At 55.6% G+C, this 22,175-nt stretch carries 12 protein-coding genes and 1 pseudogene; 10 read left to right on the top strand and 3 right to left on the bottom strand.

The features are described from left to right. The first annotated feature begins 125 nt into the window (after positions 1-125). The 5 genes from ACYX4K_RS13590 (at position 126) to ACYX4K_RS13570 (ending at position 8,387) form a co-directional block, all read left to right on the top strand. Positions 126-2,666, top strand: coding sequence for a fibronectin type III domain-containing protein (locus ACYX4K_RS13590; RefSeq protein ID WP_475091591.1), 2,541 nt, complete (start codon positions 126-128; stop codon positions 2,664-2,666). A 111-nt stretch (positions 2,667-2,777) separates the two neighbouring features. Next, positions 2,778-5,795 carry a TonB-dependent receptor gene (locus ACYX4K_RS13585; protein ID WP_475091592.1) on the top strand — a complete coding sequence of 1,006 codons (3,018 nt, stop codon included), beginning with the start codon at positions 2,778-2,780 and terminating at the stop codon, positions 5,793-5,795. A gap of 100 nt (positions 5,796-5,895) precedes the next feature. Continuing rightward, entirely contained in the window at positions 5,896-7,143 is a 1,248-nt protein-coding gene (gene pelA / locus ACYX4K_RS13580) for a pectate lyase (RefSeq protein ID WP_475091593.1), read from the top strand. 51 nt (positions 7,144-7,194) lie between these two features. Further along, positions 7,195-7,971, top strand: a complete 777-nt coding sequence (locus ACYX4K_RS13575) for a rhamnogalacturonan acetylesterase (protein WP_475091594.1) — start codon at positions 7,195-7,197, stop codon at positions 7,969-7,971. 191 nt (positions 7,972-8,162) lie between these two features. Beyond that, positions 8,163-8,387 carry a DUF2061 domain-containing protein gene (locus tag ACYX4K_RS13570; RefSeq protein ID WP_475091595.1) on the top strand — a complete coding sequence of 75 codons (225 nt, stop codon included), beginning with the start codon at positions 8,163-8,165 and terminating at the stop codon, positions 8,385-8,387. Positions 8,388-8,455: 68 nt separating this feature from the next. Here ACYX4K_RS13570 and ACYX4K_RS13565 read toward each other — a convergent pair whose 3' ends face one another. The 3 genes and pseudogenes from ACYX4K_RS13565 to ACYX4K_RS13555 all read right to left on the bottom strand — a co-directional run bounded on the left by ACYX4K_RS13565 (position 8,456) and on the right by ACYX4K_RS13555 (position 10,559). Beyond that, positions 8,456-9,028 carry an NADPH-dependent FMN reductase gene (locus tag ACYX4K_RS13565; protein ID WP_475091596.1) on the bottom strand — a complete coding sequence of 191 codons (573 nt, stop codon included), beginning with the start codon at positions 9,026-9,028 and terminating at the stop codon, positions 8,456-8,458. A 96-nt stretch (positions 9,029-9,124) separates the two neighbouring features. Then, the gene (locus ACYX4K_RS13560) at positions 9,125-9,304 is read right to left on the bottom strand and encodes a hypothetical protein (protein ID WP_476178711.1); all 180 of its coding nucleotides are present in this window, start codon (positions 9,302-9,304) and stop codon (positions 9,125-9,127) included. A gap of 239 nt (positions 9,305-9,543) precedes the next feature. Continuing rightward, a pseudogene (locus tag ACYX4K_RS13555) lies at positions 9,544-10,559 on the bottom strand (LacI family DNA-binding transcriptional regulator). A 700-nt stretch (positions 10,560-11,259) separates the two neighbouring features. On the opposite strand from ACYX4K_RS13555, the gene ACYX4K_RS13550 reads away from it, so the two are divergent. From ACYX4K_RS13550 to ACYX4K_RS13530, 5 genes are all read left to right on the top strand, one after another. Beyond that, complete coding sequence (locus ACYX4K_RS13550) at positions 11,260-13,989, top strand: di-heme oxidoredictase family protein (protein ID WP_476178710.1); 2,730 nt, start codon at positions 11,260-11,262, stop codon at positions 13,987-13,989. Between the two features lie 719 nt (positions 13,990-14,708). Then, positions 14,709-17,639: a TonB-dependent receptor gene (locus ACYX4K_RS13545; RefSeq protein WP_475091598.1), complete on the top strand. Its 2,931-nt coding sequence runs from the start codon at positions 14,709-14,711 to the stop codon at positions 17,637-17,639. A gap of 154 nt (positions 17,640-17,793) precedes the next feature. Then, entirely contained in the window at positions 17,794-19,416 is a 1,623-nt protein-coding gene (locus ACYX4K_RS13540; protein WP_475091599.1) for a sugar porter family MFS transporter, read from the top strand. 48 nt (positions 19,417-19,464) lie between these two features. Next, entirely contained in the window at positions 19,465-20,424 is a 960-nt protein-coding gene (locus tag ACYX4K_RS13535) for a Gfo/Idh/MocA family protein (protein WP_475091600.1), read from the top strand. Between the two features lie 71 nt (positions 20,425-20,495). Next, positions 20,496-21,725 (top strand): helix-turn-helix domain-containing protein, encoded by a 1,230-nt coding sequence (locus ACYX4K_RS13530; RefSeq protein WP_475091601.1) that lies wholly within the window; start codon positions 20,496-20,498, stop codon positions 21,723-21,725. The last annotated feature ends 450 nt before the right edge of the window (positions 21,726-22,175 follow it).

The following is a 22,175-nucleotide window of genomic DNA, read 5'->3' as shown; positions in this document are numbered from 1 at the left end:
TAACCAATAAGTATCTGGCTGAGTCTGGGTGGCTACCGCGCACAACAATTCTAACGGCGCGGCATCCGACTGAAGTATCCGGACTCATAAGAATAACGACTGACAATGAGAGAGAAGGGGTGAGCATGAAACCTTTACCTTGGGCAAAGTCCGCACTCGCGCTGTGCATTATGGGGACACTGACCGCCTGTGGCGGCGGTGGTAGCAGTTCTGCAGGGGAGGGCGATATCGCCGACCTGCCTGAACCACCACCCGTGGTTGTTGTACCGCCGGAAGAGAGCGGAATCAGTAACACGCCGCTTCCGCTTGTGGAAAACTTTGGTGAATACACCGGGTTTGATCAGAGCGACACCATCGATTTCTTCAGCCCCAACTACAAGGCGTTGGCCACTGCTGACAGCAGTGAATACGAAGATGCGCGCCCCGCTCTCTACTATCCCACCTGCTGTTTCTTCGACCAGGACGATCCCAACATGGAGATCACGGTCGATAACAAAGAGCGCCTGGGCATTGTCAGCGATGCCGGCGACGCCTCCCTACTGATAAGCAACGCGCGCTTCAGTATTGGCCAGACCCAATCAGACCTCGCCGACACCGCGGCAGTAGATGCTAAGAAAGACTCTACTCCGGGCAGCGACGGCGGCTCCGGCTGGGGGGAGCTGGATCTCTCCGAGCCCTACCGCATTTCTTTCTGTGTGGCATCTGCCAGTGGTGCTGGTTCAAAAACCCAGATCTACGTGGACAACAATACCTCCGGTGAAGCCAACTCCATTCACGGTGGTGGCTCCCTTGGCTCCCGCTTGTTTGATGTTGAAACCGGCTCTCTGGTTGCCGGTGAGCGTGTGGTGATCAATATTCCAGGCGAAACTTACCTGCAAGCCGGTGGCGACGTGGTCGACATCAAGGATGCGGTAATCGGTACCCAGAATTCTTTCCTGCAGCTGCGTGTATCCAGCGGCGGTACCGCAATTATCGATGACCTGCTGATCGAGAAGCAGACCGAAGACGGTCAGGCTGATCTGCCGGCCTGTACCGTATTTGAGCCCGCCGTGGCTCCAGATGCGCCGGAAGCACCGACCACCTTCGCCACCGACGCGCAGATGGCCGTGAGCTGGGGTTCTGTACTGGGTGCGGCAAGCTATGATCTGGCTTATGGCACCACCGATGATGTGTCAGCGGCAGAAGTAATGTCTGGCCTGACAGAGACCTCGACCACTCTGACCGAGCTGGAAAACGGTACCACCTACTACGTGTGGGTGCGCGGTGTAAACAACGTTGGCCCGAGCGAATGGAGTGCCTCTGCGACCGGAACTCCGGAAGCACCGGTTGGCGACAACTGTACCCCGACCACCTCTGTTGATCCTTCCGCAACAAATGCCATTATCTGGAGTGTTTACGACGGTTGTACTCACCCGGGTGACCTTGGCGCGGTTGTAATCAACGGCAGCGAGCAGACCAATTTCTCCTTCGGCGATAATGAACTGGAATGGTTCGAGGTGAGCCCGCAGGGAATCATGGAGCTGGATACCCTCGATGGCGACGGCGATACCAAGCCGGTGGGTGACCTGGATGGCATCGTCGCCGATGGCGCCTATCCGAAGCACTTTACCTGGATTGCGCGCATCGATAATGCCAAGGCAGAAAGCCAGGGCGCACGCGGTTTCGAAATCGAGACGCATATCGACGACCGTCGCATGAAGGCGATTCTGCGTCCGGACTCTGGAAAAATTCAGATCGAGAAATTCCTGGCCGGTGAAGAAACCGCAGAAGTTGAAGATCTGGATTTCACTGACGGCTACCACACCTACCAGATCAGCTTCACGGTCAATGATCCGGCTGGAGCTGCTGACAATATCAATGCGGTTGTCTATCGCGACGGTGTTGAAGTAGGCAACTTCATTGGCCCGGGCCGCTCTGGTGGCTCTGCAAGCCTGTTCCGTATCGGTGAAGGATCCGGTAGTGCCTTCCATGCCAACCTCGACTGGCTGGTTTGGAGTGACAATGCGGCGGCGGCAGTCGCGGCGGATCAGCTGGTCGGCGAACTGCCTGGCGGAATCGGTGAGCTGGATGTGTACGCCGGTGCCGATGCTTCCGCTGCATTCGAAGAGAACTTCAACGGTGTCGGCCTGATTGAAGACTCCGATACCGAGGACACCAACTTTTTCGACGCGGCCTATCGAGCCCAGTCTGGCGACGCCAGCAAGCCGATGTTCAACGTAACCAGTGGCAGCTCTCGGATCACTGTTGCCGGCGGCACCCTCGCGCTGCACAACGCACGCTTCTCCATTGGTGATGCCCTGCACGGTACCGATACTGCGGACACCGATACCGCAGGCCGCGGTGATCTGGATCTGAGCAAGCCTTACGTAATCAGCTTCGACGTAGTGGAAAACCCCAACGTGTCACTGGATAGCGGTAAGTGTCAGGTGTATGTAGACAACAACACCTCCAGCTCCGGCAAGTCCATGCACGGTGGTGACTCCAAGGTATTTGAAGCCTACGCGGCGGTAATGGCCGACGGCGAACAACCTATCGGCACCGTCACCATTACCAGTGATCCGGATGCACATATCGGTACAGCCAACTCCTTCCTGCAAATTCGCTGCGACAGCGGCACGGAAGACAAAGCTGTTGTCATCGATAACTTCAAGGTGAGCTACCAATAATCCAACAGGGGAACTCGCGGGTCGCAGGTTTGATGCGGCCCGCGATAAAAAACATCGAACGGCCTGAATGTAATAATCAGCAGGCCGCATAAAACCGATGGGAGAGTCAAAATGACTTATAAAAAACAGATTCTCGCCGTGGCCATCGCCATGGCAGCTTCCACCAGCCTGATGGCTCAAGAAGCAAATCAGCAAGCGGAAGATAAGAAAGCAGAAGAGTCCTCGGATTTTTCGATTGAAGAAGTCTATGTAGAAGGCGTTAAAAGCGCGGAACTCAATGCCCGTCAGGCAGAGCGCGACAAGAACGTATTCAGTTCCGTAATTACCCAGGATGATTCCGGTAACTTCGCCGACCAGAACGTGGCGGAATCTCTGCAGCGCCTGCCGGGTATTACCCTGCAGAGCTCCGAGGGTGAAGGTAAATTCATCAACCTGCGTGGTCTCGGCCCGGGCTTCGTATCCGTACAGATGAACGGCTCCGAAATGGCCAACAGTGGTGGCGGTGCAGCGGACAGCGAGAGCCGTGGCTTCTCTCTGGATGCGCTGCCAGCCGACGTTCTTTCCTCCATTGAGGTACTGAAAAGCCTTACCCCGGATATGGACCTGAACTCCATCGGCGGTAGCGTGAACGTCACCACCATTTCTGCACTGGACCGCGGCGAAGACACCATCAAGCTGCGCGCCCAGGGCGCTTTCCAGGAGCAGAGTGGTGAGTCCTCACCCAAGCTGACCCTGCAGGGCACCAATATCTTTGCCGACGAGACCATCGGCTTCAGCTACTCCCTGTCTTACGAGAACCGTGTGACCGAGGGGTATGAATCCCGCGCGCACGATAGCAGCCTGCCACGCTACATCACCGTGGATGGCGTAGACGGCCCGATGCTGACGCCGTTTGAACTGCAGAACCGTCAGGAAAACGCCGAGCGTGAGCGTATTGCCGGCATTTTCGATCTGGAATATCGCCCCACCGACAACAGTAAGTACTACGCACGCTTCAGTAATACCGTTTACACCGACGAAGATACCGCACTGCGGGAGTATTACCGTTGGGGGCAGGCAAGTGATAACGAGGTTATTTACCTCGATCGAGCCAACAACGTATTTGGTGCCGGTGGCATAGATCTGCAGCAGCAGTTCTTTATTCAGGAGTCGGAGAGCGACACCAAAGTGTTCTCCCTCGGTGGTGAAAATCTGTTTGGTAACAACTGGACACTGGACTACGAGCTGTCCCACTCCAATGCTACCCAGGATTCTCCCGATGGCCGCCGCGTGCAGTTCCGCGCGCGTAAACTCAGTGCCCTCGGTACTACCGGTGAAGATTACCTGAACGGCCAGATCGTACACCCGGACCAGCTGAGTGATCTCGCAGGTGGTGCGGAAGTGCCGGACGTAGGTGGTTTCGGCCCGTCTGGCTACCAGTATGGTGAAACCGTGCAGCCTTACATGCTGTACGACAACCTCTTTATGGAAGACAGCTTCCGCGAGGACACCATCGACCAGGCCATGGCTAACCTGCGCAAAGACTTTGACATGGGCCCGGTGAACTACATCAAGACCGGTTTCCGTATCAAAAACCGCGAGCGTAACCGCGATAAAAACCGCGTAAGTATCGTACCGAACGACAAGCGTGTGGCGGGCTGTGCTAGTGATGATATGGCTCAGACTGCCACTTGCCTTGAAAACGCTGGTGCGCGTCTGGGTGACTTCGAAACCTTTATGCCGGACAACCCCCTGTTCGACCACGAGTTCATTACCGAAGCGGAAGCGGAGCGTCTGATCGCCGCCACTCGCCAGATTGCCGACAGCTACGACCCGGAACAGCGCGAGCTGGAAAGTACCCGTAACGACTACGACATTACCGAAGATACCGCAGCCGCCTACATCATGGGTGAGTTCCAGGTTACCGACACCGGTGCCCTGATTGCCGGTGTGCGTTATGAGAAAACCGATTTCAACTCCACCGGTTACCTCTCTATCCGCAACGACCGCGAAGAGAGTGCCGATCAGCTGGAATCTTTCGATATCGCCGTACCGCTGGATGATACCTCCAACTCCTACGACGGCTTCTTCCCCAGCCTGCACTACCGCGATGAGCTGCGTGAAGACCTGCTGCTGCGTGCCTCTATCTGGACCTCGTTCACTCGTCCGTCCTTCGACGAAGCGCGTGCATACGCGCAGGTTCGTGACCGCGTGATTTTCTGCAACTACGATGCGGCCGCCAACCTGGGTGACGACAACTGTTCCGACCGCCCGGCGGATCTGCAGGGCGAAATCGCTGATGCGGATTTCACCGATGCGTACAAATCCCAGAACATGACCATGTCTGCGGACAACGTACTGGAAATCGGCAACCCGAAACTGGACGCCATGACCGCGACCAACTTCGATGTGTCTCTGGGCTGGTACGCCAGCGAAAACCTGTTTATCCAGGGTGCGGCGTTCTACAAGCAGATCGATGATTTCATCGTTGAAGTTGCCGGTGCGAACCTGAACCTGGCGGACCTGCCGTACACCCTGCCGGTGGATCAGGTCACCATGTTCAATATTCCAACCGACCTGCAGCTGACCAATGCCCAGACTTACCTGAATGGTGACAGAGCAGAGGTTTATGGTCTGGAAGTAACCTACAACCAGTACTTCGTTGAAGGTCTGCTGGCGAACTTCTTTATCCAGTCCAACTTCACCCTGCTGCACTCCGAGGCAGACGTGGGTGACTCTGTACGTGCCGAGAGCATTCGTATGCCGGAGCAGGCGGACGTTACCGTCAACACCACGCTGGGTTGGGAGAACAACGATTTCTCCGTGCGTTTCATCACCAACTACCGCAGCGAAATCCTCAAGCGTATCGGTTCCTGTACCGACGCGGATATCGCTGCCGACGCAGCCCTGGGTTATTCCCAGAACTGTGCGGCCTGGTCTGACGTTTATCAGGATGCCGGTGTAACGTACGACATCAAGGCGACCTACAACGTTAACGACAACGTGAAACTGTATCTCGACGCGGTGAACATTACCGACGAGAGCAACATCCAGTACTTCGAGGGTAATGAGTACTCCAACGGACACATGATGTTCCTGAGTGAGACTTACGGCCCCACTTACCAGCTGGGCGTAAACGTACAGTTCTAAAAAGCTTCTATTGAATTTGCCATTTTTGCCCCGCTTGCGGGGCTTTTTTTGCTGTGGGTATTGAAAAATTCAGTCGCCCGTCGGCTTTACAGGTGTTTCCATGCAATTCAAATTGTTTCCAGCCATAGCCGCTGTAGCGGTTTCTGTGATGTTGACTGCCTGTGGTGGCGGTAGCAGTGGGTCCGATGCTAGCCCTCCGGTGTTTGATAATTCCAGCAGTTCTTCGTCGAGCTCCAGTTCTTCCTCCAGTTCATCAAGTAGTTCTTCTTCCTCGGGGGGGGCCAGCTCGTCTTCCTCTGGCGGCGAAGCGCCAATGCTGTCGCAATCCGGCAATCCGATTTACGGTGAGCTGGATAATTACAAATCCTGGCTGGGCAGCAGCCTTTCCGCGGATCAGGCCCGCGCAGACAATATGATCACCTGGCAAATGGACCACGGTGGTTTCTACAAGAATTCTGAATCCACTTACGATGCCCTCTGGAACGGTAGCAGCGCGCGCTCCGGCTGGACCGGCGCCGGCGGTGTGGAACTGGGTACCATCGATAACGATGCCACCGTGACCGAACTGATGTTCCTCGCGGATGTGTACCAGCGCAACAACGACAGCAAGTATCGCGATGCCGCTCGGGATGCACTGGAATTCCTGCTCACCATGCAATACGAGAGTGGCGGTTGGCCGCAGGTATATCCCGCACGTACCGGCACCACCTATTCCAATCACGTGACCTTTAACGATGGCGCTATGGCGCGGGTGCTGATCCTGCTCGATCACGCTATTCGCCAGGAAGCCCCACTGGGCGGTGACCTGTTCACGGATGAGCAGCGCGAGCGCATGCAAGCGGCTGTTGCTAAGGGTGTCGACTTTATTCTGAAGGCACAGATCGTACAGGCGGATACAAAAACCGTGTGGTGCGCCCAGCACGACCCGGTGACCTTTGAGCCCCGCGGTGCACGGGATTACGAATTGCCCTCCAAGAGCGGCAAGGAGTCCATGCTGGTGACGGCCTTCCTGATGTCACAGCCGCAGACGGAAGCGGTGGAAGCGGCCGTGCGCGCAGCACTCGCCTGGTACCGCAGCCCCGTGGTGCAGGAGGCGGATACCGCTTACGTAAAACGTTCCAGCGGCAGTAGCGACGATACGCACAACCCCATCCAGAGCAAAAGCGGCAGTACCATGTGGTATCGCTTCTACGACCTGGGGCAGGATGTGGGCTTCTTCGCCGACCGTTCCGGTATCAAGGAATACGACATTATGGCCATCGACCCCGAGCGCCGTTACGGTTATGAGTGGGGCGGTAACTACGGTAGTGAGTTGATCGACTACGCCGACAATGTGAATTATCACTAAATACAGTTTGTGAAGCGAGAGCCTATCCGCCTGCTACCGGCCTGATACGCTTTGACAGTAGAGGTAAATACTATGAAAGGTGCCATTTTTTTTCTTGCGCTGATGCTGCCTTTTGCCGCCAGCGCCCAGACCCTGTATATGGCTGGGGATTCCACCATGTCGGTAAAGTCTAGTGCGGACTTTCCAGAGACTGGTTGGGGAATGCCTTTTGCGCTGTTTTTTGATGAAAGTCTTAGCGTAGAAAATCACGCGATGAATGGCCGAAGTACACGAACGTTTATTGAAGAGGGGCGCTGGGACAAGATCGGGAAGGCATTGCAGGCAGGTGATTTTGTCATTATCCAGTTCGGGCATAACGACGAGTCAGAGCAGAAAAAAGACCGCTATACCACGCCGGAAAAATACAAGGCCAATCTGGCGCGCTTTATTCGTGAGGTCCGCGCAAAAGGCGCACATCCCTTGTTGATGAGTCCCATCACGCGGCGCTACTTTGACAAGGACGGGTCCATCCAGCATACCCACCCGTATGCACCCCTGAGCCGGGAAGTGGCCGAACAGGAAAAGGTGGACTTCATTGATATGGATGCAATCACTCGAGACTATTTTCAGCAGCAAGGCGATGAAAATTCCAGGCTGCGATTTCTGCATATAGAACCAGATACCCATCCAAACTACCCCAACGGCGTTCGTGACGACACCCACCTGAATCAATTGGGGGCGCGGGAAGTGGCGCAACTGGTTCTTCGGGAAATGAAAAATATACAGCATCCACTTGTGGACAGGGTGCGCGAAGCGACGCCCAAACACCTGACCTTCCGTTACGACTGATGCTCGTTCGCTCCGCCAACAACGGCGCGTTGCCGCAGCAGTTTTTCGACTAATTGGTCGTTTTAATCAGTAGTGTTGATTTGGTTGCCTTTTAAAAATAGGAATCATTCTCGATAATGTGCATAGTGGCCTGGTTGTTTTTTGATCAGGCGTGTAATCTTCACAAGCGCACGGTATTCGAGGTACTCCCTATGAAACAGCAAGCCATGACCAAGACCTGTAGTTTTGCCGCGGTGCATATGGCCGTTGCATTCACGGTGGGTTGGGCGTTGACCGGTGATATCTGGGTGGGTAGTGCCCTGGCCCTGATCGAGCCCGCCTGTAATACCGTAGCGTTCTACTTCCACGAGAAATGGTGGAACCGCCGCGACGGAGGCAAGCAAGCGGAGGAAGAGGCACAGCGCGTACCTGCCTGATCAGTCATACCGGTGCCGGCCAAAAATTGTGACCGGTACCGAGTATCTATTCCTTTGCCTGGTGCGCCTCAGGTGGCTTTTCCAGCCCGCAGGCGGTGCTGCCAGGTTCCCAGTGCAGCAACCAGGTCACCGATAAACTTCCTGGTATCGTCATCTGTCAGCTTGCCGCTCTCATCAAACTTCTTGTGGGCAAAGCTGATCATCACTTCCGGTTTATTCACAAAGTGCGCATCCAGATAAATCAGGATCCGGCGCAGGTCGTACTGTGCCCGTGCACCGCCGAAGGCGCTCATACTGGCACTCATCACTGCCACGGGTTTGTCAGCAAAGGGTTGTGGGTCTACGCGGGAGAGCCAGTCGATGGCATTTTTCAGCACACCGGACACCGAGTAGTTGTATTCCGGGGTAGAGAACAGAATCGCATCGGCCGCCAGTACCTGATCGCTCAGGGTCTGTACCGCCTCCGGTACACCCAGGTCGCGCAGGTCCTGATCATAAAGGGGGATGCCAGCGAGGTTGGCAAAGGTGAACTCGGCCTGGTCGCCGGCAATCTCGGCGGCGGTTTCCAATGCGGCGCTGTTGAACGAGCTTTTGCGCAGGCTGCCGGAAATGGCGAGGATTCTCAGAGGGCTTGCGGCCATGGCTGCTTCTCGAACTTCAGAAGGTGGAAGTATCTTCAACGCAGCATTCGCGAGCGCTGGTTATCGCCGTGCGGTGCTTCAGTTGTCCCCGGGGCTCTAGTTGTTCCCAAGGACGAAGCAGCGTTCCAAATCTTTCGGGTAACGCAGACTCAGGTTGCTGGCGCTCTTGCCTATCTTGGTGTTTGAGTCCACTCGGTCTTGCTCGGGCTTGTGCTGCGTGGTGAGCATGGCGGGCTTGAGAGAGCTCTCGGGTTTGACCGGCAAATGCGTATTCATGGTGACGACCTCTACTACTTATACGCTTACGCTGCTGCTTGTTGTGCGGCTTTGGCGGATAGCACCTGTGACTGCCCCATGGCGAGATGGCTTCAATACCAAGTGCAATTGGGCTACTTGTTTTTAACTGTAGTGTAAAAATCGTTGAATTAGCCGTGATGTGTGGGAATAGCGCGTAAAAAACAGCCTGATTGAGACACAGTGCAAAATGCTCGTGACTATTGGGGGGGGAGGTAGAGTCACGCTGGTACTTTTCCTGTGGATTTGCGGACGATCAGACTGTGCGGAACCATCTCGGGTGTGCTGTCCCCATCGCTCCCATCAATGGCCTGGCACAGGCGGCGCATGCTGCGCTCACCAATTTCCTCCGCCGGCTGCGCAATCGTTGTCAGGGGGGGTCAGCGATTTCAGCGTAGCGAATATCGTCAAACCCTATGACGGAAATGTCCCTGGGGACTTTCAGCCCGGCGCTCTTGATCTCATGGATGGCGCCCAGCGCCATTTCGTCGTTGGCACAGAAGATGGCGGTGGGGCGCTGCTCGAGGTCGAGCAACCGGCGGGTAGCACGGCGGGCGCCATCGATGGATTGTTCTCCTTCCACAAACCAGTCTCCGGATATCGTTAGCTTTGCCTTGCGCATGGCCTTGCGGAAGCCCTTCTCGCGGTCTTTGGTGAGCAGGGAATCGCGTTTGCCACTGATAAATGCGATGCGCTGGTGGCCCAACTGGATCAGATACTCGGTACCGTCGGCAGCGGCGGCCACATTGTCTACCCGTACACTCGGAAATTGACTTAATTCTTCGTTAACACTTTCGAGCCCCAGTACCAGTGGTGGGTGCGCACGCCTGTCGCCTTGGTTGGCAGTGGCCTCACGAAACGGAGAGATACTGGCCAGTAGCAGGATGCCGTCGGCCTGCTTGGAGAACACTATATCGGTGTATTCATCAAAGTCGTGGGAATTGGCCTGGGTATCGCGAATAAGAATGCTGTAACCCTGTTCATCTGCTACCCGCCAGATTCCACGCATCACCCTGTCGAGGAAAGGGTCGCCGATTGCTGGTAGTACCACCACGATCAGGCTGGTCTTGCCTCGGCGGAAATTACGTGCAAGAGAATTTGGGGCATAGCCGGTTTCGTTGATAGCTGACTGCACCTTGTTGCGGGTTTTTTCCTTTACCTGTTCCGGGCTGTTGAGGTAGCGGGAGACGGTAGCGGTGGAAACACCGGCGAGTTTGGCGACTTTCTTTATGGACACCGGATTACCTGATGCTGTGTTAAATAAGGGCTGTGTCAATCAGGGGTTCAACGTGTGTCCTCCCGAATTCGCACAAGGTCTGAATGGTAACGTTTTCATCTCCATATTGGTATCGACAGGGCACCTGCTCAGGTAGAGGGTGTTTAGGTGGCGCAGCCGGCCGTGGGATTAGAGGAGCGAATACTTGAAGCGTGTTGCAGGCCCGCAAGCTCGGCGCGGAGAAGTCCGCTGTATTTAGCGGAAAGAAGCACCGCAACAGGGTTATGCAGAATGCGCTATTTGAAGTGTTTGTGTGGAAATTTTTATGGAGATTATTGCGATTCCCCGGTTTCGATGACTTTTACGCCCCGCTGTTGTAAACGTTTACATTTGCGGGTAGCTTAACTATGCCGGCGACACGCAAATGCCTGTGCGAGTTGCCCGAAGTCTCTGAAAGCGTGGTGCTTCATTCTCTCAGGATGGTTTTTCGTCGATTGCGGTATCCGGGCCAGTCCCGGGTGCCGACTTTTTTGCGATTGCCGGCCAATACAAGCAGTAAAACAATAAATATTACGGCAGGTGAGAGAAAATGATTACAGCCTTTTCCCGGGCTCGAAGCCCGGCTGCGCGTACGTCCGTGCGCGCCTCAACACAATCATGTGCCCCCAATCTGGCTCGTGGGATCCGGCAGGGTGCCCTGGCCGCGGCACTACTGTGCGGTATGCCGCTGGTTGCCAATGCCGCCTCCGGTATTCAGGCCACGGGCAGCAGCGATGGCATTATCTACTTCGACGACCAGGGCTGGACCGGCAGTTGGAACTACGTGTGTCTTGGCGGTAACTGTGTGCCCGGCACACTCGAAGATGGCCAGTGGCAGCGACCGGTGAGCGGCCTGGTGGATGGCAATCAGTACCAGATTCAGCTGAAAGTGCAGGATAATGCGACGGGCCAGTACATATCACCGATGGAAACCGTGGTGTTCTCCACGGCCGGGTCCAGCTCGTCGAGCTCCTCCAGTTCGTCCAGTTCCTCAAGCTCATCCAGTTCCTCAAGCTCATCCAGTTCCGGCGGCTCCGGAAGCGGTCCCGGCTCCAGCAGTTCCAGTTCTGGCTCCGGGGGCAATCTACCGCCGAGCGTTGCTCTGGCCGAGCCCCAGGGTCAGCTGGTGGCCGGCGAAAGCATGACCGTGTCTGCGACCGCCAGTGATAGCGATGGCAACGTCAGCTACCTGGAACTGTTTTACTCTGCGCCTGGTGCGGGCAGTGAAACCTCCGCGGGCATGGTCAGCAATACCCCGTACACCTGGACACTGAACGACCTCGCGGAGGGCAGCTATGGCCTGCGCGTGGTCGCCACCGACGACGACAATGACACTGCGCAGGACAGCCGCTTTATCGAAGTCGCCGCAGCGCCAGATGAGCCGGTCGGTGACGACTTTGCGGTGATTGCGACCGGTGCAAATTCCGCGATTTACTCCTTCAAGGCGCAGCCTGGCTGGCCGACCGGCGGCACCTTCTACAACTGTAAAGACCTGGAAAATGGCTGCTACTCGGCGAGCCTTTCCAGTGGGCGCTGGGAGCGGGAGCACACCGACCTGGTGGCGGGGCAGAGCTACACCGCGCAACTGAAGGTGCCGGGTATGTCGGCGGACGACTTTCCCCGTTATACCTTTGAGTGGGATGGTAGCGGCGCTGGAGATCCGGGTGATCCCGACGATCCTGATAACCCGGACGAACCCACGGATCCGGATTTTGCCCACCTCGACTGGACCAGTAACTCGCTGACCAATCACAAGGTTGGCCCGCCCCCGCGCGCTAATCCGCCCGCGGCACTGCGCACCCCGATCAATGGTGCCGCGCCCACTTCCCATGGCTTTGCCTTCGATATCAGTGGCGGTCAGCTCACCTGGCGCTGGGGCCCGCAGATTGTAAAAGGCAATGGGGATTCCGGTCTGGAAATGCACTGCTCCGAAGATGGCAACATGACCTTTAGCAAGGTTGCCGTTACTGGTGGTTCCGCAGCGATACCCTGTAGTGGAGATTACAACTACTTCTTCCGCTATCTGCACCCCAGCCATTCACTCAACAACAACCCGGCGCACCAGTGGATCTGGACCGGGCTGTTCACCACCGAAGGCAGTCGTGTAGACCCGCACAACTACCCGTCATTTACCGATGGATCCGCCAACTGGATGCGCTTCCGTCACCCGGTATCCCACGACGGCACCACCGCCGCAATCCTGGATGCACAGCACAATAACGACCTGCTGCGAAATCTCGACCGCTACAACATCTGGATCGATGATGCACCGGGCAATGTGCAGGTGGGTTTTGATGTGGATGGCAACGTTATCCGCAACGAGTCCATGCGCAACACCGCGGGCGGACCCAACGGGCAGCAGTTCTTCGCGCTGACCCAGAACCCGGGCTTCGGCGGTGTCTACTCCTACGGACAAGTAATTCAATTCGAGATTTCTGCGGTGGCGGGCAACACTGGTGCCCAAACCTACAATGACTTCTCCTATTACACCGTGGGCCTCGGGTGGGGAAACTATGGCGATCCCCGACTGAATCCCGCGGGCAAGGCTAGTACCTCCATGGTGCTGTCCGACAACGGCACCTATTCGCACCTGGAGTACAACGCGATTTTCACCCAACCGGTGACCACGCTGCACTCGGAAGACATAGTCGATGACTTCCTGCTGGGGCACCACCTGTTCCATGGTATTGACCCGAACAAGCAGGGCTCTACGGACTTCGACGAGGTGAAAATCGGCACTCACACTTGCGGTGGTTGCCACTTCCGCGATGGTCGCGGTTCTGAAGTTATCCAGACTGCAAAAGGCCCACGCCTGCCGCCGCCCACTTATGGTGTAAAACTGTTGGAAATGATCGAAGGCCGCGAAGCTGGGTTCGGCTGGGATGGTTCCGCCAATACCGTCGCCGCACAGGTGCGCAATGCCCTGGTGGCCGACCACGGTGTTGACCCGGATGCGCTTCCGGGCCGGGTACTGGAATTGCTCACTACCTACACAGAGGTGCTCACTGTGCCCGCGCGGAACCCCGGCAGCTATGACCTCCCGGGCGTTGCTGAAGGGGATGTGCTGTTTAACGATATCGGATGCGCCGGCTGTCACACCCCGGTACAAAAGACCCGCAGCGATGCGCCAACGCATCTGCGTGACCTCACCTTGCGGCCTTATACGGATATGAAAGTCTGGGATCTCGGTGAGGGCGATTTCCGCACGCCGGCGCTGTGGGGACTGGGGCACAATATCCGTATGCTGGAAAAGAATGGCCGTGCGCTGCTGTATATGCATGACGGTGCCTCGACCAGCATAGGGGACGCAATTCAGCGCCACGGTGGTGATGCCGCCAGCGCGCGCAGTGCCTATAACAGCCTGAGCGCTTCGCAGCAGTCAGCGGTGCGGGCATTTATCGAAACGCTATAGGTGATCACACTGGAAAAGCACGCGAGGGATTCGATGGGTATTTGTTGTTAATTTACAGAAATTGCCTGGAAACCTTGCTGCCCCTGAGTGCCCTGGATGGAAGTCCGGGGCGCTCTTGTTTTAAGGCTGCCTCCACCGGTAAACCCCTGGGAAACAGGGGTATCGCGGAGCGGTTATACATGTACTTCTGCATTGTATTTGACCCAATAATTAGTCGGTGTAGTTCGATAGGAAAATTTTCACGAAAAATATTTCCAAGGATTTTTCCTGAGCATTTGCCGCGCGAAACGGCAAAAGTATTATGTGAAGTTTGCACCCACGCCAATGCGCAGCAATATCTTTATGTTTCCTGGTGGAGCGGCACTCCGCGCCCGGGCGGACTCTCAAACAGCGTATTGTAAACGTTTACATTGTTGGGTAATCTGAATCTGTCGCTCTTCTAGGGCGCAACAAAAACAATAAGAGCTCTGGCAACTGACCAGGTGGGAGAAGATGATGCGCAATATCACCTCTGATTTCTCGCAACGAGTTTCTCTCCCAATCTGGGTCTTGAATTAGCGATCTCACCCCCGGTGTGCCGGTCATTGGCTGTACCGAACGGGTTCCCGGGAATCGGTCGCCCACAAAATGTAAACGATTTCATTTTGGCGCAGAATAACGCCCTTTCCAAAGGGTGGTACTCTCTAAACAATAAAGCCTATTCGGGAGGCATAATAACGATGAAGAAGACAACTTTGGGCCTGAAACCCCTGGTGATCTCAATTGCGATGGTGAACTCTGGTGCTGTTCTGGCACAGGACGCAACCGAGGCTCTGGAAGAGGTTGTGGTGACTGGCATTCGCGGATCACTGGAAAAGGCGGCGGACATCAAGCGTGATGCCAATGGTGTTGTGGACGCGATCTCCGCGGAAGATATCGGCAAGTTCCCTGATACCAACCTGGCAGAATCCCTGCAGCGTATCAGCGGTGTTTCCATTGACCGTAAAAACGGTGAGGGTAACCAGATCACCGTGCGTGGTTTTGGTCCCAGCTTTAACCTTGTTACCCTGAACGGCCGCAATATGCCGTTTGCCGACTCGCCCAAGCAGGAAGGTGCCGGCGGTACCCAGAACCGCAGCTTCAACTTCGAGCAGATTGCACCAGAGTCTGTGGTGGGTGTGAATGTCTACAAGACCGCACGTGCCGAGCAGGCGTCCGGCGGTATCGGTGCCACTGTTGATGTGCGCACTGCCAAGCCCTTCGATTACGACGGCTACAAATCTGCTTTCAGCGTAAAGGCCAATAGCGATACGACCAATGTACAGGGTGATGATTTCACCCCGGAAGTGTCCGGCATGTTCTCTACCCAGTTGTTTGACGGCAAGCTGGGTGTCCTTGCGGCGCTGTCTCACTCCCAGCGCGACAGTTCACAGGAAATCATCGCGAGCGATGGTTGGCTGCGTCAGACCGCCGGCAATTGTGAGCTCGGTTTCAGCACTTCCACCGACGCCTGTGGCGGCGGCGCGATTGACGACTCGGCGATCGATCGCAGCAAAAACCCCGATGGCACCATCTGGATGCCGCAAAACTACAATATGGACCAGAGCCACCACGAGCGCGTGCGTGACAATGCCCAGGTTGTGGTTCAGTACGCAATCAGCGACACCGCGGTTGCCAGTGTCGATTACTTCTACTCCAAATATCAGGACGACATCGAGCGCTACCAGACGGCACACTGGTTCGGTAACTGGGTAACCGGTGCTACCGATGAAAATGGCTCCATTGCCCAGATCGTCAATGGCGGCGGAGGTACCGACTTTATCGGTTACATTGATGAGCTGGAAACCGAAAACGAATCCATAGGTTTCAACCTGGAGTGGGATCTGAGCGACAACCTTACTGCCAGCTTCGATATTCACCACTCCACTTCTCATGCGCAGCCGGAAGGCAACCTGTCTGAGAAGTCCATCCTACTTAGCAACGCGGATTTCTACTGTCAGACGTATGAGCAGTGTTATGCGGGCCAGTTCACTGTGGACTACGGGCAGGGCACCGATCTGCCGATTCTCAATGACCCTGATTCCATGGCCGCAAACGGTTTTGATGGCGATGTGCACTACCTCTATGACGGTGCCACCAAGGGTGAGCAGTACGACCTCGCCAGTGTTGGCGGCAACCTGGTGATCGGTCGTGGTAACGAAGTGCTGAACACCATTGATCAGGCGAAATTTGATTTTAACTGGGTGAACAGCAATGACAGTGTGCTGACTGCCGCCCAGTTCGGTATTGGCTATGTGGACTTTGAGTACGACACCACCTGGCGCATGAATATGACCACCCTGGGGCGTGCCTGGAATCCTTCGCTCGATCAGATTTCTTTCATCAGCAGCGCCGGTACCGGCAGTGCGTTTAGTGGTAATGAAGCGCTCTTCCCGCAATTCCTCAAGTTCGACGTAAAATCGATGTACGGTCAAATCGAGGAAGAATACGGCTTTACCTTCAACCCCGAGGTGTATAACACCGTAAGCGAAAAAACGACGTCCGCATATTCCCAGTTCAATTTTGAAACTGAAATTGCAGACATGCCGGTAACCGCGGTAGCGGGGCTGCGCTATGAGGCGACGGATGTGACCGGTGAAACCCGCCAGGTTACACCTTACGCCCTCCGCTATGAAAGCCTGACCGAATTGCGCCCGCAGTATAGTGATGATGCGGAGTATGGCGTCACCCAGCTGGATGGTGACTATGCCTACTTCCTGCCGAGCCTGGATGTGCGTCTGGATATTACCGAAGAGTTGGTGGCGCGCGCCTCTGTTGGTCGCAGTCTGACCCGCACGGACCTTACGGCTTTGCGCCCGGCGGTGAACATCGCCAACAGCCGCCCGAGTGGTCCCTATCTTGCGTATCAGGGCAATGCGGATTTGAAGCCGTATCTTGCAGACAATCTCGACCTGTCGCTGGAGTGGTATTACGCCGAGGGTAGCTATGTCTCCATCGGGCACTTCCAGAAGTTCGTGGATAACTATGTTTCCAACGACACTACCTCTGGCAAGCTGTACAACGCCGATGGTGTTGCCTACACCGATCCCAGCAAGGGTGACCTCGGCAGTGGTTGTAGTGATACCGGCGAAGATGTTGCTGCCTGTGACGGAACCGTGGTTCCGAATTCTCCGGATATTAACTGGCTGATCACTACGCCGGTCAATAAAGGTGATTCACAGGTGAAAGGCATCGAAGTGGCGTTCCAGCATATGCTGGGTGAGAGCGGCTTTGGTGTACAGGCGAATGCCACCCTTGTCGATGGTGACCTCGAGTACGACCTGTTTGAAACTGAAGAGCAGCTGGCTCTAAATGGCCTGAGCGATTCGTATAACCTGGTAGGTTTTTACGATAAAAATGGCTTCCAGGCGCGTTTGGCGTACAACTGGCGCGATGACTTCCTGGCATCTACCGATCAGTTGCGTGCACCAGACGAGCCCATTTTCACGGAAGCCTATGGCCAGTGGGACCTGAGTGCCAGCTACGATATTAGCGACACCATGACCGTTTTCCTCGAAGGTCTGAATGTGACCGGCGAAGATTTCCGTCAGCATGGACGCTTCGTCAATCAGCTGTACAGTGCTCAGGAGTTCGGAGCACGTTATGCACTGGGCCTGCGCGCTAGCTTCTAATATCGGCAATGATGCGGGCGCCCGCCCCTCTCTTCGGGTGCCTGTATTCAGTCAAATGTTGTATTACGTGTTATTTCTTTAGCTTGATATTTGCGGCGGCCCAGAAATGGGCAGCCGCTTTTTTTTGAATAATAAAAACCAGAACGAGGCTGTTATGTCGCAGGCATTGCGTTACGCATTGATTGTTTCACTGGGCGGTTTTGTATTCGGCTTCGACGCCTCGGTAATTTCCGGCGTAGTCGGCTTCACGGCCATCGAATTTGGTCTGAATGAATTCCAGCAGGGCATGGTGGTGAGTGCGCCAACCCTCGGCGCCATCATCGCGTCTTTTCTCGCCGGCCCGATGGCAGATCGCTTTGGCCGACGCACTGTACTCAAGTTGATCGCCGCGCTGTATGTGGTGTCCGCAATCTGCTCTGCACTGGCGACCACCTATTTTCTACTGGTGCTTGCCCGCTTTATTGGCGGCCTGGCCTTTGCCTCGCTGCATATTGCGCCCATGTATATTGCCGAAGTCTCACCGGCCAGGTCCCGCGGGCGCATGGTGTCGATCAACCAGCTGAATATCATGCTCGGTTTTTCCGCTGCCTATTTTGCCAACTACCTTATTCTGCAGCTGAGTACGGGCAGTGCGGCCTGGGTGACATCGCTGGGGCTGGATATGCATACCTGGCGCTGGATGCTGGGTATCGAAATTGTCCCGGCGCTGATGTATCTGGTATTGCTGCACACTATCCCCGAAAGCCCGCGCTGGTTACTGCTGAATGGGCGCGAGCAGGAGGCGCGGTCGATATTTTCCCGCCTGATGTCCGGCGCGGAAATGGAGACACAGATTAGCTGTATCCGGGAGTCGGTGGCCGGCGGGCGTGATGCACTCTGGCAGGCGGTCCGCAAGTTGTTCAGCCGCCCGTTGCGCCTGGTACTGGTACTGGGATTGATTGTCGGCATTGCCCAACAGATAACCGGTATTAACGCGGTTTACTTCTATGCGCCCACCATTTTTGAACAGAGTGGTGTGGGCACTGATGCAGCATTTGCACAGGCGGTATGGGTAGGCATCATCAATATCGTGTTTACCCTGCTGGCGATGGCGTTGATCGACCGCCTGGGCCGCAAGCCGCTGATGCTGATGGGGCTGGCCGGTGTGGTCATCAGTATGGCGATCTGTGCCGGCAGCTTCAGTCGCGCCAGCTATGAGCTGCCAAGAGAAAACGCCAGTGAGATTATCGCCCTGACCGAAAGCGACGCGCTTGCGCCGCTAATCGGTGTCCGCTATGACGACGATGTGTCTTTCAAGAATGCATTGAAATCGGTGTTGTCCCAGGAGGAATATCTCACCCACCAGAGTGCCCTCATGCAGCAGGCCATCGATGTGAATGCCAGGCTGGTCCTGATCGGCATCCTCGGCTTTGTTGCCTCATTTGCGTTTTCTCTCGGTCCGGTTATGTGGGTGCTGCTCTCGGAAATTTTCCCCAATACCATTCGCGGTGTGGCTATTTCCTGTATCGGCGTGGCCAACAGTGCGGTGAGCTATGTGGTGCAGTTGGCGTTTCCCTGGGAGCTGGCACACCTCGGAATTGTGAGTACTTTTTTCATTTACGGTGGCTTTGCCCTTCTGGGCTTCGTGCTGGTTGCCTGGCTGCTGCCGGAGACGCGGGGCAAAACCCTGGAGGATCTGGAGAAAACCCTGGGGGTAAAAAAAGGGGTAAAACAGGGGGCAGGTTCAACAGATGTTGATAGCAATTCAGGTCCCAAGGCCGGCCGCTGTGCGGTATGACATTCCCCTTAGTCAGAGTAGAAATTTCAAGATTATTCTGGAGATGTGATGAGTAAAGTACGTTGGGGTATCGTCGGTGCAGGGCGCATTGCCCATCAGTTCGCCAGCGATATTCGCTTTGCCGCCAACGCGGAGCTGGTTGCTGTAGGTGCGCGCAACAAGGTAAACGCCGATCAGTTTGCCGGGCAATACGGCATAGCGCACACCTTTGGTGGCTATCAGGACCTGTTCGAATCTGCGGAAGTCGATGCTGTGTATATCGCGACACCGCACAATTTCCATCTGGAGCAATCTGTTGCTGCCATGAGTGCCGGCAAGGCGGTGCTGTGTGAAAAGCCGATGGTTATCAACCCGGAGGAATGCCGGGAGCTGACCGAATTTGCTCAGCGGGAAAACCGCTACCTTATGGAAGGCATGTGGACCTGGTTCCTCCCTGCACTGCGCAAGGCCCGGCAATGGGTCGACGAGGGGCGTATTGGCAAGGTGCGTCATGTGAAAGCGGACTTTGGCTACCCCATTCCCTACTCCAATGATCGCCGAGAGTATGACAATCGTCTCGCCGGTGGCTGCCTGCTGGAAATGGGCATTTACCCGGTAGCGATCGCGCAGTATTTTCTTGATGCCGAGCCAGAGAACATTGCCGTGCGCGCGCATCTCGCGCCTAATGGTGTGGAGGACGATGTGGTAATCCTGGCTGAGTACGGTCAGGGTGCCATGGCCACGCTCGCGACCTCGTTCCGCTGTAAGCTTCAGAACTGGGCCTACATCATTGGCGAGGAGGGCTATATCGCCATTCCCAATTTCTGGCGAGCAGATCAATGCAGCCTGTTCCGCCTGGACAGACAGATTGATCAGTTTTTTGATACGCGGGAAGGGCAGGGTTTTGAGTTTGAAATCGAGGCGGCCAGCGCCGATATTCTGGCCGGTAAAGCCCAGTCAGAACTGGTGCCCCATGAAATGTCCCTGGCATTCCAGCGCGTGATGGCCGAGATACGCAGCCAGTTTTGAGTTTCAGGTCGTTGTACAGTTAGGCGAGATCGTGGATAGCCGTAAAATAATAAATTATTGGGCAATATCCAATGCGAGACTTCTACACGGCGCTCAGCCAGCCGGTATTCAATGGCTATGACGTATTGATATGGATTCTTTTTGTCGAATCCATTTTATTCGCGTTATTTTACCTGCTACACAGCCGCGCACTGATTCCGCTCCATGCGGAGGCGCGTGGCGAGTCGCAGGCCCAGATCCGGTTGCGCCAGCATAGCGCACGGGTCCTTGCCGGCTTTGTGCTGTTGGTGGGGCTGACTGAGCTGGTGTTTCTGCTTACCTATAACCCGGTGCTGTCCCGCTGGATTGAAGCTCAAATGGGCAGCTGGGCCTTCAGTGCCCTCGCGTTGATTTTCTTCTTCCCCGGTGCGTTGCTGTTTCATTACGTAAAGTCACTGATCTACCGGGGCTCTACTCGCGATACGTTGTTATTGCTTCCTCCGACGGCCTTCATTTTGTCGGTATTGGTCGAGCCGCTCGGGTTATTCGGCCAGGGGCTGCAACCTCTGTTCTGGCGACCGCATATTTTTATCGCAACGGTGGCCTTTGGCCTGAATACCCTGTTTGCATTGCTCACCCTCTGGCATTTGTACCACTACCGGCAACAGATTCAGCACTACTACGGGGATCTCGATGCGGTGAATCCCCGCTGGCTGATGGTGGTGACCAGTGGCTTTGCGCTGATCTGGGCAATGGCGCTGGTGCCGCCATTTCTCCCTCTCACTGGCTGGCCGGTACTCAGGCATACCATTATTCACTTCCCCAGCGTGCTGGAGATGTTCCTTTTGACCGCCGCGATTGTATTCGGACTTTCCCAGGGAATGCGCATTGTGGGGATCACTGCTGTCCGACCGAAAGTAGATGATGAGCCAGAGCAAGAAGTGCCGTTTAGTGATGCGCTTCTGGGCAGGCTGACAGAATTGATGGAATCCGAGCACTGGTATCGGCGGACCGATGCGACGGTGGAGCAGTTTGCAGAGGCAGCGGGGCATCCTGTGCGGATGGTGTCCCAGGCCATCAACCGACATTTTGAAAAAAATTTCTATGAATTTGTAAATCATTATCGGATTGAGGAAATCAAGCAGCGCCTGCGCCGCGAAGACCCCGACAAGGTTTCCATTCAGAAGATCTACGAGACCGCCGGTTTTCGCAGCAAATCCTCTTTTAATACGATTTTTAAAAAACGCATGGGAATGACACCCTCAGAATATCGCCGTGAATTTGGCCCCAAAAGAGGTCAGATTCCAGCGGCGCAGTCGTAAATCTCGGATTCCGGCGGGCGGGTGGCCGAGTGCGGGTTCGGGTGCACTTTTTTCGATAAAAAAATGATTCGAACCGTCGAGTGGGGCTTTGTCGAACGTTGAATGACTGGTACAGACGGCACCGCTGCATGGCCCGTAACAACTGGGCTTAGCGGTTCGGGTTTAAGGCTGCAGAAGTTCGAACCCGGTATTTCGGGGCGCTGAGGCAGGGGGGATACGAACGCGGAATTTGTGGCGCGGTTTGCTATTGAAGCCCCTCGCCAGTGTGGTTTTCTAGGCACTGGATCTGTGCGGCAGACGCCACGGCTGAACCATTTTAAAGCGCACCTGTGAGCGTTTTATGACAGCCACATTTTTATGAATTGACCGATGCAACGGTCAACCTGTTCGCCGCCCGGATTCGCTGATGAGAAGCGATGCACCGAGTGCACGCCCGAAACCAATAGCGAA

It is taken from the genome of Microbulbifer sp. ABF4_107, assembly GCF_056312215.1.
The sequence above is the reverse complement of the archived record's forward strand: the minus strand, read 5'-3'. Positions and strand labels throughout refer to the sequence as shown.

Excerpts from the sequence above, each read along its gene's own strand:
- ACYX4K_RS13590 (WP_475091591.1), top strand. The coding sequence starts at position 126 with ATGAAACCTTTACCTTGGGCAAAGTCCGCACTCGCGCTGTGCATTATG.
- ACYX4K_RS13585 (WP_475091592.1), top strand. The coding sequence starts at position 2,778 with ATGACTTATAAAAAACAGATTCTCGCCGTGGCCATCGCCATGGCAGCT.
- pelA (WP_475091593.1), top strand. The coding sequence starts at position 5,896 with ATGCAATTCAAATTGTTTCCAGCCATAGCCGCTGTAGCGGTTTCTGTG.
- ACYX4K_RS13570 (WP_475091595.1), top strand. The coding sequence starts at position 8,163 with ATGAAACAGCAAGCCATGACCAAGACCTGTAGTTTTGCCGCGGTGCAT.
- ACYX4K_RS13565 (WP_475091596.1), bottom strand. The coding sequence starts at position 9,028 with ATGGCCGCAAGCCCTCTGAGAATCCTCGCCATTTCCGGCAGCCTGCGC.
- ACYX4K_RS13560 (WP_476178711.1), bottom strand. The coding sequence starts at position 9,304 with ATGAATACGCATTTGCCGGTCAAACCCGAGAGCTCTCTCAAGCCCGCC.
- ACYX4K_RS13550 (WP_476178710.1), top strand. The coding sequence starts at position 11,260 with ATGCCGCTGGTTGCCAATGCCGCCTCCGGTATTCAGGCCACGGGCAGC.
- ACYX4K_RS13545 (WP_475091598.1), top strand. The coding sequence starts at position 14,709 with ATGAAGAAGACAACTTTGGGCCTGAAACCCCTGGTGATCTCAATTGCG.
- ACYX4K_RS13540 (WP_475091599.1), top strand. The coding sequence starts at position 17,794 with ATGTCGCAGGCATTGCGTTACGCATTGATTGTTTCACTGGGCGGTTTT.
- ACYX4K_RS13535 (WP_475091600.1), top strand. The coding sequence starts at position 19,465 with ATGAGTAAAGTACGTTGGGGTATCGTCGGTGCAGGGCGCATTGCCCAT.
- ACYX4K_RS13530 (WP_475091601.1), top strand. The coding sequence starts at position 20,496 with ATGCGAGACTTCTACACGGCGCTCAGCCAGCCGGTATTCAATGGCTAT.